This is a genomic window from Amycolatopsis sp. cmx-4-61, from assembly GCF_046548775.1.
In the GTDB taxonomy this organism is placed as follows: Bacteria; Actinomycetota; Actinomycetes; order Mycobacteriales; family Pseudonocardiaceae; genus Amycolatopsis.
On sequence record NZ_JAEBEI010000006.1, the window covers coordinates 97,496 to 112,488 of the forward strand.

Below are 14,993 nucleotides of genomic sequence, written 5' to 3' on the forward strand. Positions count from 1 at the left end.
GGGTGGGGGCGGTAGGATGGGATCGGGGACGCCCCCCGGGAAGGGTGGGGGCTGCTCTGGGGTCCCGGGGGGTGTCCACAAAGGACCTCATCCGTGCCGCTCTTCTCGGGGCGGCCGCCGAACTTTCCGCCCTCGGACTCATGGCCACCGCCGCTCGACGAGTCCGCGGCCTGACCGGACTCGGCTACAACGACACCCGCCGCGCCGCCGGTCGAACGCCGACGGCCGGCCGACACCGCGTCCCGGCCATCCTGCGCCACCCGCGCCTACATCACCGGCACTGCAGACCGACCGCTCACAGGATCACCTCATGACCAGAACGAACGCCCTTGCCGGAATCGAAGTGACGGCGTGAACACCTGGGCGCTGTCCACAAAGGACCTTCTCCGTCTCTTCCGTGCCGCTCTTCTCGGGGCCGCTGCCGAACTTTCCGCCCTCGGCCTCATGGCCACCGCTGCCTGGCTGCTGCTGCGCGCCGCCGAGCGGCCTCCCCTGGCCGCCCTCACCGTTGCCATCGTGGCCGTCCGGACCCTCGCCCTCCTCCGCGGCGGCCTCCGGTACGCCGAACGGCTCGCCGGGCACGATGTCGTCCTGCGGTGGCTCGGCGAGCTGCGGACCCGCCTCTACCAAGCCCTCCTGCCCGGCACCCGGTACTCCGGCGGGGACCTCGTCACCCGGCTCGTGTCCGATGTGGACGCCCAGCAGGACGCTGTCCTGCGGTGGGTGCTGCCCGCCGGGGTTGCCGCCATCGTGGGGGCCGCCGCCGTCGCCACCGCCGCCACTGCGTCGGCGCAGGCGGCCGCCGTGCTCGCCGGTGGGCTGCTCGTCGCCGGGGGGTTGCTGCCCTGGGTGGTCATCCTCCTCACCGCGGGAGCCGCCCGGGAGAGCGCACCCGAGCGAGCCGAACTCGCCGAACGGACCGTCGAGCTCGTCACCGGCCACCGGGAACTCGTCGCCGCCGGGGTCCTCGGCGAACACCGGCGACGAGCCGCGGACGTCGTCCACGCGATCGCCGCGCGCGAGCGGGCGACCGCGGGCAAAACCGCCCTGCTCACCGGCGCCGGAGTGCTCGTGCAGCTGGTCACCGCCGTCGGCGTCGGGCTGCTCTGCCACGCCTCCGTGCCCTGGACCGCCGCCCTCACCCTCGCCGCCCTCACCGCCTTCGAAACCGTGCTCCCCCTCATCGGCGCCGCCCGCCGCGTCCCGGAGATCCGGGCCTCCGCCGCCCGCCTCCGTGCCGTGCTGGCCCAAGAACCCGCTCCCATCGGCACCCGGACCACGGCAACAGGCCACTTCCGGCTGGAGAAGGCCGGCGTCCGCCACCCCGGCCGGGCGCCGGCGCTGCGGGACGTCGATCTCGACCTGCCGCCCGGCAAGCGCGTCGGCATCCTCGGCCCCAGCGGCGCCGGGAAGACCACCCTCCTGCGCCTGCTCCTCGGCAGCCTGCCGCCCACGGACGGCCGGGTCACCCTCGACGGCCATCCGCTCGGCGAGTACGCCGACCTGGCGAAGACCATCTCGGGCGCCGAAGCCGACGCCCACGTCTTCCACACGACCGTGCGCGAGAACCTCCTGCTCGCCAAGCCCGGCGCGACCGACGAGGAACTCCGGGAAGCCTGCGACACCGCCGGGTTCGACCTGGACCTCGACCGCGACACCGGCCCGGACGGCGACGCGCTGTCCGGCGGTCAGCGGCAGCGACTGATCCTTGCCCGGGCCGTCCTGGCCGCACCGGCGGTCCTCGTCCTCGACGAGCCCGTCGAAGGCCTCGACCCCGCCCACGGCGACGCCGTCCTCGCCGCGGTCCTCGCGAAGGCGAAAGGCAGCGTCGTGCTGGTCACCCACCGCCCCGAGCACCTCGACGGCTTCGACGAGGTGCTCACCCTCGAGGACGGGCGAGCACTTCCCGCATCGGCGGCCGGTCGGCGACGCGGACCTCCGTGACGTCCGGCAGCCACTCCCCGGCCACCGGCACGAACTGCGTGAACGGCGCGTCCGCGGCCGGGACGCCGCAGCGCTCCAGCGCGGTGCCGAGGATCTGGCGGGACATCACCCCGAGCTGGCGCAGCGACCGGTTCCGGTGCTTGCGGACCCCCAGGTTCACCTGCGCCAGCCCGTCGAGGCCGTACCGCGCTTCGGCGTCGAGCAGCAGCCCGATCTCGACGCCGTAGCCGGCGGCGAACGGCACCGACTCGAGGAACTCGCGGGTGCCCGCGTACTCGCCGCCCAGTGGCTGGATCAGCCCGCCGAGCGCCGGCCGCAGCGCCGAGAGCACCGGCCGCGCCAGCAGCTCGGTGACGCGGCCGCCGCCGCTGCTCTCCAGGCGCAGCGGACGGCGGTAGAAGCCCTTGACCAGGTGGACGCCGGGTTCCGACACCAGCGGCCCGAGCAGCGACGGCACGAACGCCGGGTCGGGGTCGACCAGGTCGGAGTCGAGGAAGACGACGAAGTCGCCGCTGGTCGCGGCCAGCGAGCGCCACAGCACCTCACCCTTGCCGGGGACCGGCGGCAGGTCGGGCAGGACGTCCTCGCGGCGGACCACCCGCGCCCCCGCGGCCTCGGCCACCCGAGCGGTGGCGTCGGCCGAGCCGGAGTCCACGACGACCAGTTCGTCGACGACCGAGCCGACCAGCGGCCGGACCGACGCGACGACGTCACCCACGGTCCGCTCTTCGTCCAGGGCCGGTAGCACGACCGAAACCGTCCGGTCACCCTTCGCGGCCACGATGTCCCCGGGCGTCCACCCCGGCTCCTGCCACGTACGCCGCTCGAACCAACTCACGAGTAACGATCGTGCCATGCTGGGGGCACCGCCACCGAGGAGGAGGACCACTTGATCGCGCTGCTTGTCCGGTTCGTGCTGGGACCGCTGGCCAGGGCGGTGTACCGGCCGGAAGTGCACGGCGTGGAGAACGTGCCGCTCAGCGGCCCGGTGCTCCTGGCGGCCAACCACCGCGCCGCGCTCGACACCGGCGTGATCACGTTCGCGACGCCGCGGCAGGTCAAGTTCCTGGGCAAGGCGGAGTACTTCGTCGGCAAGGGGCTCAAGGGCAAGGCGCTGGCCGGCTTCCTCGGCGGCCTCGGGTACGTCCCGGTCGAGCGCGGCAACGCCCAGGCGGGGCTCGCCGCCCTGGAGGCGGCCCGCAAGGTGCTCGACGCGGGCGGCGTCTTCGCGATCTACCCGGAGGGCACGCGCTCCCTGGACGGCCGGCTGCACCGCGGCCACACCGGCGTCGCGGCACTGGCCCTGGCGACCGGGGCGAAGGTGGTGCCGGTCGCCCTGACCGGCACCGAGAACCTCCAGCCCGACGGGGCGAAGATCCCCCGCCCGGCCAAGATCGGCATCACGTTCGGCAAGCCGCTGGACTTCTCGCGCTACGAGGGCCAGGACTACTCACCGGCCATCCGGCGGTCGGTCACCGACGAGGTGATGTACGCGATCCTGGAGATCTCGGGGCAGGAGTACGTGGACACCTACCACAAGCGGCCGAGCGAGGGCGTGGCCTGAGGCGGCCGGTGCCACCCCGGCCCGCGCCCACGGGTTCACCGGCTCAGATGCCCGGCGTTTCCTTCGCCCACTTCGGCGGCGCCGGGGGTTCGTAGCTCTCGAACCGGTCCAGCAGCGCCGCCGGGTCGGCGTCCGTCAGCAGCAGCCGGCGGTAGCCCTCCTGCACGAAACCTTCGGTCACCATGTGGTCGGCGAACGCCATCAGGGGCGCGTAGTACCCGTCGACGTCGACCAGGCCGATCGGCTTGCCGTGCAGGCCGAGCTGGGCCCACGTCCAGACCTCGAACAGCTCCTCCAGGGTGCCCGCGCCGCCCGGGAGCGCCACGAACCCGTCGGACAGGGCCGCCATCTTGGCCTTGCGCTCGTGCATGTCGGCGACCACGTGCAGTTCCGAGAGGCCCGCGTGCGCGATCTCCACCGACGAGAGCGCCTCCGGGATCACGCCGATCACCTCGCCGCCCGCGGCCAGGGCCGCGTCGGCGACCACGCCCATCGTGCCGACGCTCGCGCCGCCGTACACCAGGCCGATGCCGCGCTGGGCCAGCAGCTTGCCGAGCGCCGCCGCCTGCTCGGCGTAGCGCGGCGAGAAGCCCATCGACGAGCCGCAGAAGACGCAGATCCGCCGCATCAGTGCGAGTCCTCCCACGCCTTGTAGGACTCCTGCACCACGCGGACGGCGTCGTCGATGTCGTCGGTCAGGTGCAGCAGGTCCAGGTCGGCCGGGCTGATCTTGCCTTCGGCCATCGCCGAGTTCTTGATCCAGTCGTAGAGGCCGCCCCAGTAGTCGCTGCCGAAGAGCACCACCGGGAACTTCGTGACCTTCTTCGTCTGCACCAGGGTCAGCGCCTCGAACAGCTCGTCGAGCGTGCCGAACCCGCCGGGCAGGCAGATGAAGGCCTGCGAATACTTGATGAACATCGTCTTCCGGGCGAAGAAGTACCGGAAGTTGACGCCGAGGTCGACCCACGGGTTCAGGCCCTGCTCGAACGGCAGCTCGATGCCGAGCCCGACGGAGAAGCCGCCGGCCTCGGCCGCGCCGCGGTTGACCGCCTCCATCGCGCCCGGGCCGCCGCCGGTCATCACCGCGAACCCGGCGTTGGCCAGCGCGCCGCCGATCTTGCGGCCGAGCTCGTACTCCGGGTCGTCGCGCTTGGTGCGGGCCGAGCCGAACACCGTGACCGCGCGCGGCACCTCGGCGAGCGCGCCGAAACCCTCGACGAACTCGGCCTGGATCCGCAGCACGCGCCAGGGGTCGGTGTGCACCCAGTCGCTCGGGCCCCGCGAGTCGAGCAGCCGCTGGTCGGTCGTGCTGCCCTGGTCACGGCGGTCGCCGCGCAGCACGACCGGGCCCTTCTGGCGCTCCACCGGGCGTTCGGGGTACTGGCCGTCCGGCCATTCAGACTGTTCGCTCACTACGCCATGTTACGGCCTGACCGCCGGCGGAAAGGGCGGCAACGCCGTGGCGGCGAAGCCCGGTGGCGGGCGGGTTACCAGCCCGTGAACCGGGTCGTGGCGCCGTCCCGAACCGTTCACGCAGGACTCCGCAGTGGACAGAACCGATCAGTGGCTATACATTTCAGTCGTGACTGAAACTAGTAGCAACGGCGTAAAGCCGGAACCCGTGTTCTTCACCAGCCTGGGCACCCGCTGCGCGGGCGACCTCTACGTGCCCGCCGAGGTGTCCGCGGACTCACCGGCCCCCGCGCTGGTGCTCGGGCACAGCGGCGTGATGGTGAAGGAGGCGCTGGCCTACTTCGCGCCCTACTTCGTGGCGGCCGGCTTCGTCGTGCTGGCCATCGACTACCGCACCGTCGGGTCGAGCGAGGGCGAGCCGCGCGGGCTGGACTACCCGGAGCGGCAGGTGGAGGACTTCCGCAGCGCGATCTCCTACCTCCAGACCCGGCCGGAGGTCCAGCCGGACCGCATCGGCCTGTGGGGCGTCAGCATCGGCGGCTCGGTCGCCGTCCAGGCCGCCGTGCTCGACCGGCGCGCCCGGTGCGTCGTCGTGCAGAGCCCGAGCGTGTGGAACGGCTGGCGGTACCTGGAACGGCTGCTCGGCCGGAACGGGCTGCACGCACTGCGGGAGCGGCTCGACGAGGACTGGCAACGCCGCTACGAGACCGGCGAGAGCGCCCGGGTTCCGCACCTGAGCCTGGACCACGAGAACGCCAAGGGCGCCCAGGACCTGTCCCTCGAGCTGTACCCCACCTACCGCAACGAAAAGACGCTCGACTCCACCGAGCACCTGCTCACCTTCGCTCCGGAGAACGTCATCGACCGGCTCGCGCCGACCCCGCTGCTGATGATCGCCAACGGCGGCCACGACCCGTACCACATGCTCGAGGAAGCCCAGACGGCCTTCGCCAGGGCCGGGGAGCCCAAGCGGCTGGCCGTCCTGCCCTACGACGTCCTCGGCCTCTACACCGGCCCCGGGCTCGAGGAGGCCATGGGCCTGGCCGTCGAGTGGTTCGACCGCTACCTGCGCCGGACCCGGCTCGCGACTCCCACCCCGGCGCTCACGCGAGAATCCGTGGCCGCTATGAAACGGTGAGCAGCGGACACAGGGAGTGAGGCGTCATGGGCGACGAACGGCAGGACCGGCTCATGCGGTGGGTGGAACGGGTGGCCACCTTCTGCGTCGAGGAGTGGGGGCTGCCCCCGATCACCGGGCGGGTCCTCGGCTGGCTCATGATCTGCGATCCCCCCGAGCAGTCCGCGGGCGCGATCGCCGACACGATCCAGGCCAGCCGGGCGTCGCTGACGTCCAACATGCGCCTGCTCACCACCATCGGGCTGGTGCGCAAGGTCCGCCGCCCCGGCGACCGCACCGCCTACTACCGCATCGAGGACGACGCCTGGCACAAGGTCGTCCAACGCAAACTCGACGGCCTCAGCGCGTTCGGCGACATCGCCGAGGAGGGCTTCGCACTGACCGGCCACGAAGGCCCCGGCACCGAACGCATCAAGGCGGCCCGGGAATCCCTGACCTGGCTGCGGGACATCGCCGCCCGCAACCCCCCGAAGCACTAGGAACCCCATGCCATCCCCGCTCCGCCTGGACCCGGTCCAGGAAACCCTGCTGCTCACCCTGTACGCACGAGCCCTCGACAGCAAGGCGCCGCACCCGATCCTCGGCGACACGCGGTCCGCGGCGGTCGCCGACCGGATCGCCGCGGACACCGGCTACGACTTCGCGAAGCTCAAGCTGAAGCCGAGTCTGGTCACCAGTACCGCGCTGCGCGCCAGGAAGCTCGACGACGTCGTCCGCCGGTTCGTCGCCGCGCATCCGGACGCGGTCGTCGTCGACCTGGGCTGCGGCCTCGACACCCGGTGGGCCCGCTGCAGCCCACCGGAGGGCGTCGACTGGTACGACGTCGACTATCCCGCGGTCACCGAACTGCGGCGGCAGTACGTTTCGGACCCGACGCACGCGGTGGCCGCCGACGTCACCGAGCCCGGCTGGGCCGAGACCCTGCCCGGTGACCGGCCCGCCGTGATCGTGGCCGACGGCGTCCTGCCGTTCCTGCCCGGCGACTCGTTCCGGGCCACGGTCCGCCGGCTGACCGCGCAGCTGCCGGCCGGCGAACTCGCGCTGAACGGCTACACCCGCTTCGCCGCCTGGGCGATGAAGTACCACCCCTCGATCAAGGCCCTCGGCATCGCCGCCGCCCAGGGCTTCGACGACCCCCACGAGCCGGAACACTGGGACGCCGGCCTCACCCTCGCCGAGGAGCAGCTCCTCACCCGCGCCCCGGAAGTGGCCGCGTTCCCGCAGCCCCTGCGGGCCCTCACCCGGCTGGTGGCGCGCAGCACCGCGCTGTCCCGCCAGGGCACGCGCATCCTCCGCTACCGGTTCTGACCGCCGCCCCGGCCGGGTGGCCCGGGGCAGCGGGAGTCCATCCGGCAGAAAGCGCTGTCCCGGAGGACCCGCGGCCGGCGCTCTGTCCGTCTCCGCGGCCGCCGGGCCGATGACCTACCGTGGGGAGATGACCAGCGCCCCCGCCGAACCGCTCGGCGCGCGGATCCGGCGGCTGCGCACCGGCCGCGGCTGGACCCAGCGCGAGCTGGCCGAGCCGGGCTACGACCGGGGTTTCCTGGCGAAGGTCGAGACCGGCAGCCGCCCGCCGTCGGAGGAGATGCTGGCCTACCTGGCGCAGCGGCTCGGGCTGACGGTCGACGAGCTGCGGTTCGGCCGGCCGCCCGGCGTCGCCGACGAGCTGCGCGCGGCGCTGGACGAGGGCTACCGCGACCTGGAGCAGGGCCGGATCGCCGCCGCGGAAGCGCGGTTCGCCGCCGTGCGCGAGCAGGCGGCGGGCTACCACCTCGGCGACGTCGAGTGCTACGCCCGGTTCTGCCAGGCCGAGGTGAAGTGGCAGCTCTTCGACGTCTCGGGAGCGCAGCGGGCGCTGGAACACGCCGACGAGCTGGCCGGCGCGGCGCCGCCGTGGCTGCGGGCCATGATCGTGCACCGGTGGGCGGGCTGCCGGTTCCAGAGCGGCGACCCGGGCCCGGCGATCGCGCGGATCGAGGCCGAACTGGCGGCGCGGCCGGCCGACCCGGACGCCGAGTTGTGCCTGCTCACCGCGTTGATCCACCCCCTGATGGAGATGGGCGGCCTGCACCGGGCTCGGCGTGCGGCCGAGGACGGGCGGCGGCTGGCGCGGGCGGCGACGCGGCCGGACTTCGTCGCGCGGTTCCACCGGCAGGCGTCGCAGGTGTGGCAGGCGATCGGCCGCGCGGACCGGGCCGACGAGGACCTGACCGAGGCGTGCCGGCTGTTCGCCTCGGCCGGGTTCGACCGGGACGCGGCCCGCTGCCGCTGGGCCCGCGGCTACCTGCTGCGCCACCTGGGCCGCCTCGACGAGGCCCGGGCGGAGCTGACGGCGGCCCGCGACCAGCTGGCGGCGATCGGCGCCGAGGAAGGCTTCGCCGGGGCGACGCTCGAGCTCGCCGAGGTCCGGCTCCGGCAGGGCGCCCCGGAGGAGGCCGCGGAGCTGGTCACCGGGGTCCGCGAGCTGCTGTCCCGCGACGTCGAGTCGCTGGGCGAAGCGACGAGCCTGCTCGGGCAGGTCGCCCGGACCCGGGGCGACCTCGAAACGGCGACCCGGCTGCTGCGCGAAGCGTTCGAAATCCAGACCGGGGCGTCCCTGCACGGCGCGGCGGTTTCGACGGCCCTGCGGCTCGGCGACGCGCTCCGACAACGTGGTCATCTCGACGAAGCGATCGAGGCGTACCGGCGCGGCCTGGACTCGGCGGCCACCGAATAGCGGACCAGTGGGCTCGGTGGTCCGGACCAAAAGCAACTTTCCTACGAAAGTCTGTTAATTGGTTCAGACCAGTCGACACAAGGGTCCCCACCTGCGGCTTTGCTCGATTCCCGATGATCTTCCCGGTGCCGTGCTGCTCCGTTCGGCCCATTGACCCGTCCGCGGGCGGAACCTTTACTCGGACGCGTCCGGCGCAATAACACCAGTTATTCCACCGGGCACATTGCTCACGGTCCCCGGAAAGGTTCCCCATGAGATCCCCACGTGGGCTGGCGGCGATCGCCGGCCTGGCCCTGACGTTCGCGGTGCCGGCGATCCCGGCCGCCGCCGCTCCCGCACCTCCCGCCGCCACCCCGCCCGAGGCGCTCGCCGCCCGCGCCGCCGATCAGGCCGCCCTCAGCGGCGCCGACCGGCTCGCGAAAGGCGCCGGGGAGGCCTTCGTCCGCACCGGGGTCACCCCGGGTGGCGGCGGGCTCTACTACGCCTCCTACCAGCGCACCTACCACGGCCTGCCGGTCGTCGGCGGGGACGCGGTGGTCGTCGCCGACGGCGCCGGGAACGTCCGCGGCACCGAAGCCGCGCGCACCGCCCCGATCACCGTCGGCACGCAGGCGGCGCTGAAGGCCGAGCAGGCCACGAAGATCGCCGCGGCCAAGGTGTCCAAGGTGGACAAGACCGAGGCGCCGAAGCTGGTCGTGCTGGCCGGGGACGCCCCGAAGCTCGCCTACGAGGTCGTCGTCAGCGGCCGGGACCACGGCAAGCCCACCCACCTGCACGTCTTCGTCGACAGCGTGACCGGCGCCGTCCTCGACACGCGCGACGACGTCCGCGAAGCCGGCACCGGCAACTCCTACTACGCCGGGACCGTCTCGATCGACACCTCCGGCTCCGGCGGTTCGTACTCGATGACCGACCCCGTCCACCGCGGCATCGCCTGCGGCCGCGAGGGCGGCGCGATCTTCACCAAGAGCTCCAACACCTGGGGCAACGGCTCGGGCACCGACCTGGAAACCGCTTGCGTCGATGCGCTCTACAGCGTCCAGACCGAGTGGAAGATGCTCGGCGACTGGCTCGGCCGCAACGGCATCGACGGCGCGGGCGGCGGCTTCCGCGCCAGCGTCGGCCTCAACGACGTCAACGCGTACTGGGACGGCTCCTCGACGCACTTCGGGCACTCCCAGGACAACCGCCGCCAGGCCACGCCGATGGACGTCGTCGGCCACGAGTTCGGTCACGCGATCTTCCAGACCACACCGGGCGGCGCCGGTTCGGGCAACGAGAACGGCGGCCTCAACGAGTCCACCGGCGACATCTTCGGCGCGCTGACCGAGTTCTACGCCAACAACCCGGTCGACACCCCGGACTTCTCCGTCGGCGAGGGCGTCAACCTCGTCGGCAACGGCCCGATCCGCTACATGTACAACCCGTCGCAGGAGGGCGACCCGAACTGCTACTCGGCCTCCATCCCGAGCACCGAGGTGCACGCCGCCGCGGGCCCGCAGAACCACTGGTTCTACCTGCTCTCCCAGGGCAGCAACGCCTCGCCGGCCAGCCCGACCTGCAACGGGTCGAGCGTCACCGGCATCGGCATCCAGAAGGCCGGCAAGATCTTCTACAACGGCCTGCTGAAGAAGACCTCGTCGTGGAACCACAAGGCCGCTCGCAAGGCCACGCTGGAAGCCGCGGCCGCGCTCTTCCCGGGCAGCTGCACCGAGTTCAACGCCACCAAAGCCGCCTGGGACGCCGTGAGCGTCACGGCCGTCAGCGGGGAGCCGACCTGCACCGGCCAGCCGCCCGCGGGCAACGACTACTCGCTGACGCTGTCGCCGACGTCGGCGACCGTCCAACCCGGACAGACGGCGACCACCACGGTGACCACCCGGATCACCTCGGGCAACGCCCAGACCGTGTCGCTGGTCGCGACCGGCCTGCCCGCGGGCGCGAAGGCGACGATCAGCCCGTCGAGCATCTCCTCCGGCGGCACGGCGACGCTGACCATCACCACTTCGGCCACCACGCCGCAGGGCACCAGCCAGGTGACGGTCACCGGTGACGGCACCGACGCCGACCACTCCGCGCAGTTCTCCCTGACCGTCGGCACCGGCACCCCGCCGACCGGCTGCGCCGGACTCGCCGAGTGGGACTCCGCCAAGGCGTACGCGCCCAACGACGTCGTGGGCCACAACGGTCACAAGTGGACCTCGCTGTGGTACTCGACCGGAGCCGAGCCCGGGGCGCCCGGCTCGTGGGCCGTGTGGAGTGACAGCGGCGCCTGCTGAATCCCGGCCGCGCGGTGGTGGACCACACACACCACCGCGCGGCTTACCCTTGGACGACTCCGGCGAAAGGCACCTGTGTGAGCGAGACCGTCGGCGAACGCCTGCGTGAGCTGCGCACCGAACGCGGCCTCACGCAACGCGAACTCGCCGGGCCGCAGTACTCGGCGGCGTACGTGTCGTCGGTCGAGACCGGCGCGCGGACGCCGTCGGGCGACGCGCTGCGGTTCTTCGCCCAGCAGCTCGGCATCGACCCCGACGAACTGCTGGGCGGCCGGTCCCCGCGCGAGCTGCTCGAACTCGACCTCGAACTGATCGAGACGGCGGACCGGTTCCTGGCCGGCGACGCCCGCCGCGCGACCCCGCGGATGCAGCGGATCCGGCGCCGCGCCGAGCGCCTGGACCGGCCGCGGCAGGCCGGGATCGCGCTGCTGTGGCTGGCCGGGTACTCGACCGGGGACGTCCGCACGAAGTACGTCTCGGACGCCGAAACGGCGCTGTCGGGTGAGCCGCCGCCGGTGCGGGCGATGGTCGTGCCGCTGCGCGCGGCCGTGCTGACCGCCTGGGGTGAGGTCCAGTATTCGGTGCACCTGCTGGAAACCTGCCACGCCGAGCTGCTGCGCGACGGCTACCCGCAGCCGACGATGCTGCTGACGCTGCGGGCCTGCCTGGCCGAGCGGCACCTGCGGCAAGGGGACCTCGAACGGGCGGCCGAGTACGCCGATTCCGCGCTGCGGCTGGCCCGCGGCGGCCCCGGGTTGCTCGCCGAGCTGACCCGCAGCCACGTCGAGGTGGGCCGCAGCCACCTGGCGGCGGACCGGTTCGCCGACGCGGCCGCCTCGGTCGCCGCGGCCTACGACCTCATGCAGGAACGGGCGCTGCACCCGGCGATGGCGTACTGCCTGCTGGCCAGGGCCCGGGTCCGCGGCCGCTCGGGGGACGTCGAGGGCGCGCTGGCCGACCTCGGCGCGGCGCGGGAGACGGCGTGGCCGGACGACGTCCCGGCGATCACCGTCGAGCTCGCCGCGGAGTACCTCGCGGCGGGCCGGCTGGAGACGGCGGCGGCGCTGCTCGACCAGGTCCGCCCGGCCGTCGTGGCGGGCACGCCGCTGGCCGCGGAGCTGCGGCTGCAGCTGGGCTCGCTGGCCCGCGCCCGTGGCGACGCCCGCCGCGCGGCCGAGGACCTGCGGGCCGCCGTCGAGCTCGCCACCGGGCTCGGGGCGCGCGGGGTGCTGGTCCGCGCGCTGCGGCCGTTGAGCGAACTGCTCGGCGAGAGCGGGAAGCGGGCGGAGGCGGCGGACGTGCTGCGGAACGGGCTGCTGGCCCTGGGCGCGGAAGCCGACTGAAGCGATTCACCAGCCGCAGCAACGAATCCCGGTGATCGAGATCGTCCGGCGTTCGGAGGGTGTCACCGACAATCCCTACGAAAGTCGTTCCGGCGCGGAACGCGGGGAGAATCCCCTGCTGCGGCGGGGTTTGTACGAATTGATTCGATAATCCGGAACGCACCCTTGGTCCGTTCGGCGCATTGACGCCCGGATCGGCTGATCCTTTACTCGGATGCGTCCGGACGCATACCTGCTGCTGGCCTCCCGGACAGTCTCCCCCATTCCCCTTACCGGACCTCGATTCTGCCTTCGTGGAAGGAAGACCTCGATGACCCATCGTGGGTTCAGCACGGGCCTGGCGGCCGCCGCCGGGCTCGCCATGACGCTCGCGTTACCGGTGACCCCGGCGAGCGCAGCGTCCACCGCGTCCACCGCACAGCCCGCCGCCCCGGAAGCTGCGGCCGCCCGCGCCGCCGACCAGGCGGCCGCCAGTGGCCTCGACGCCCTGCGCCGCGGCCCGGCCGAGTCCTTCCGGCGCGTCGGCCTCACCGCCGGCGGCGGTGGCCTCTTCTACGGCGCCTACCAGCGCACCTACCAGGGCCTGCGGGTCGTGGGCGGGGACGCGGTCGTCGTCGCCGACGGCGCCGGGCGCGTCCGCGGCACCAGCGCGGCCGAGACCGCGGCCATCACCGTCGGGACGCAGGCGTCCCTCGACGCGGCGAAGGCCGCCGCCACCGCGCGCGCCCAACTGCCCACTGTGGACAGTGTGAGCACGCCGGAGAAGGTGGTGCTGGCCGGGACGAGCCCGAAGCTGGCCTACGAAGTCGTCGTCACCGGGCGCACCGCCACGGCCCCGAGCGCCCTGCACGTGTTCGTCGACGCGGCGACCGGCGCGGTGCTCGACAAGCGGGACGACGTCAAGACGTTCGGCTCGGGAGCCGAGCGCCAGGCCCGGCCGTCGACCGTGGACGTGGCCGGCACCGGCAACAGCTACTACGTCGGCAACGTCGCCATCGACACGACGCAGTCCGGCAGCACCTACACCCTGCGCGACCCGGGCCGCACCGGCATCAGCTGCGGCCGCGAGGGCGGTTCCGTCTACAGCGGACCGGACAACAACTGGGGCAACGGCAGCGGCACGGACCTCGAGACCGGCTGCGTCGACGTGCTCTACAGCGTGCAGACCGAGTGGAAGATGCTCGCCGACTGGCTCGGCCGCAACGGCATCAACGGCAGCGGCACCGGCTACCCGGCCAGCGTCGGCCTGGCTGACGTCAACGCCTACTGGAACGGGTCCTCGACGCACTTCGGCCACTCGCAGGACAACCAGCGCCAGGCCACCTCGATGGACGTCGTCGGCCACGAGTTCGGCCACGGCATCTTCCAGTTCACCCCGGGCGGTGCCGGTTCCGGCAACGAGAACGGCGGCATGAACGAGTCGACCGGCGACATCTTCGGCGCGCTGACCGAGGCGTACGCGAACAACGCCAAGGACACCCCGGACTACGAGGTCGGCGAGGGCGTCAACCTGGTCGGCCAGGGCCCGATCCGCTACATGTACAACCCGTCGAAGGTCGGCGACCCGAACTGCTACTCCTCGTCGATCCCGAGCACCGAGGTGCACGCGGCGGCCGGCCCGCAGAACCACTGGTTCTACCTGCTGGCCGAGGGCTCGAACCCGGGCGGCGGCAAGCCGGCCAGCCCGACCTGCAACAGCTCTTCGGTGACCGGCGTCGGCATCCAGAAGGCCGGCAAGATCTTCTACAACGGCCTGCTGAAGAAGACCTCGTCGTGGAACCACAAGGCCGCCCGCAAGGCGACCCTCGAAGCCGCGATCGCGCTCTTCCCCGGCAGCTGCACCGAGTACAACGCCACCAAGGCCGCGTGGGACGCCGTCTCCGTCACCACCGTCAGCGGTGAGCCGGCCTCGTGCAGCGGCGGCGGCCCGGACTTCTCCGTCGCGCTGAACCCGGCTTCCGGTTCCGTGCAGCCGGGCGCCTCGGCGACCACGACGATCAGCACCGCGATCACCTCCGGCGCGGCCCAGTCGATCACGCTGTCCGCCTCGGGCCTGCCCGCCGGCGCGACCGCGACCTTCAGCCCGGCCACCATCTCCTCGGGTGGCTCCTCGACGCTGACCATCGCGACCGCCGCGTCGACCCCGACCGGCAGCTTCCCGATCACCATCACCGCCGACGGGGCCAGCACCGACCACACGGCGACGTACACGCTGAGCGTCGGCACCACCGGCTCGTGCGCGCCGGTGACCAACTCGACCCGGCTGAACATCCCGGACTACCCGGCGAGCGCGGTCAGCAGCACCAGCACCGTCGGCGGCTGTGCGCGCAACGCGTCCGGCACCACGAAGGTCGAGGTGCACGTCGTCCACACCTACCGCGGTGACCTGGTCATCGACCTGGTCGCGCCGGACGGCACCGCCTACCGGCTGAAGAACTCCAGCAGCGACGCCACCCCGAACCTCGACACCACCTACACCGTGAACGCCTCTTCCGAGGCCGCCAACGGCGCGTGGCAGCTCCGCATCCGAGACGTCGGCCCCGCCGACACCGGTTACCTGTCCTCCTGGACGTTGACCGTCTGATGCGGCCCGATG

12 protein-coding genes are annotated in these 14,993 nt (G+C 72.8%); 9 read left to right on the forward strand and 3 right to left on the reverse strand.

Annotated features, from left to right (window positions below; all coding sequences use genetic code 11):
* Positions 1–351 precede the first annotated feature (351 nt).
* Entirely contained in the window at positions 352–1,944 is a 1,593-nt protein-coding gene (gene cydC / locus ACLJOU_RS19410) for a thiol reductant ABC exporter subunit CydC (protein ID WP_410569052.1), read from the forward strand.
* Here the strand turns inward: cydC and ACLJOU_RS19415 are convergent.
* The gene (locus ACLJOU_RS19415) at positions 1,880–2,782 is read right to left on the reverse strand and encodes a glucosyl-3-phosphoglycerate synthase (protein WP_410569053.1); all 903 of its coding nucleotides are present in this window, start codon (positions 2,780–2,782) and stop codon (positions 1,880–1,882) included. The two genes, cydC and ACLJOU_RS19415, sit on opposite strands and share 65 nt — an antisense overlap.
* A gap of 51 nt (positions 2,783–2,833) precedes the next feature.
* Between ACLJOU_RS19415 and ACLJOU_RS19420 the strand changes: the two genes are divergently transcribed.
* Positions 2,834–3,508, forward strand: a complete 675-nt coding sequence (locus tag ACLJOU_RS19420; protein WP_410569054.1) for a lysophospholipid acyltransferase family protein — start codon at positions 2,834–2,836, stop codon at positions 3,506–3,508.
* A 43-nt stretch (positions 3,509–3,551) separates the two neighbouring features.
* On the opposite strand, the gene ACLJOU_RS19425 is transcribed toward ACLJOU_RS19420, so the two are convergent.
* The gene (locus tag ACLJOU_RS19425) at positions 3,552–4,136 is read right to left on the reverse strand and encodes a TIGR00730 family Rossman fold protein (RefSeq protein ID WP_410569322.1); all 585 of its coding nucleotides are present in this window, start codon (positions 4,134–4,136) and stop codon (positions 3,552–3,554) included.
* On the reverse strand, positions 4,136–4,921 hold the full coding sequence (locus tag ACLJOU_RS19430; RefSeq protein ID WP_410569055.1) for a TIGR00730 family Rossman fold protein: 786 nt from the start codon (positions 4,919–4,921) through the stop codon (positions 4,136–4,138). The genes ACLJOU_RS19425 and ACLJOU_RS19430 overlap by 1 nt, the downstream gene beginning before the upstream one ends.
* 169 nt (positions 4,922–5,090) lie before the next feature.
* On the opposite strand from ACLJOU_RS19430, the gene ACLJOU_RS19435 reads away from it, so the two are divergent.
* From ACLJOU_RS19435 to ACLJOU_RS19465, 7 genes are all read left to right on the forward strand, one after another.
* Positions 5,091–6,059, forward strand: coding sequence for an alpha/beta hydrolase (locus ACLJOU_RS19435; RefSeq protein WP_410569056.1), 969 nt, complete (start codon positions 5,091–5,093; stop codon positions 6,057–6,059).
* Positions 6,060–6,085: 26 nt separating this feature from the next.
* A complete protein-coding gene (locus tag ACLJOU_RS19440; RefSeq protein ID WP_410569057.1) occupies positions 6,086–6,538 on the forward strand; it encodes a GbsR/MarR family transcriptional regulator in 453 nt (150 codons plus the stop codon).
* A 7-nt stretch (positions 6,539–6,545) separates the two neighbouring features.
* Positions 6,546–7,367: a class I SAM-dependent methyltransferase gene (locus ACLJOU_RS19445; protein WP_410569058.1), complete on the forward strand. Its 822-nt coding sequence runs from the start codon at positions 6,546–6,548 to the stop codon at positions 7,365–7,367.
* A 127-nt stretch (positions 7,368–7,494) separates the two neighbouring features.
* Complete coding sequence (locus tag ACLJOU_RS19450) at positions 7,495–8,775, forward strand: tetratricopeptide repeat protein (RefSeq protein WP_410569059.1); 1,281 nt, start codon at positions 7,495–7,497, stop codon at positions 8,773–8,775.
* A gap of 251 nt (positions 8,776–9,026) precedes the next feature.
* Positions 9,027–11,054: a M4 family metallopeptidase gene (locus ACLJOU_RS19455; protein WP_410569060.1), complete on the forward strand. Its 2,028-nt coding sequence runs from the start codon at positions 9,027–9,029 to the stop codon at positions 11,052–11,054.
* 77 nt (positions 11,055–11,131) lie between these two features.
* On the forward strand, positions 11,132–12,397 hold the full coding sequence (locus ACLJOU_RS19460; RefSeq protein ID WP_410569061.1) for a helix-turn-helix domain-containing protein: 1,266 nt from the start codon (positions 11,132–11,134) through the stop codon (positions 12,395–12,397).
* 310 nt (positions 12,398–12,707) lie between these two features.
* Entirely contained in the window at positions 12,708–14,981 is a 2,274-nt protein-coding gene (locus ACLJOU_RS19465) for a M4 family metallopeptidase (RefSeq protein WP_410569062.1), read from the forward strand.
* Positions 14,982–14,993 lie beyond the last annotated feature (12 nt).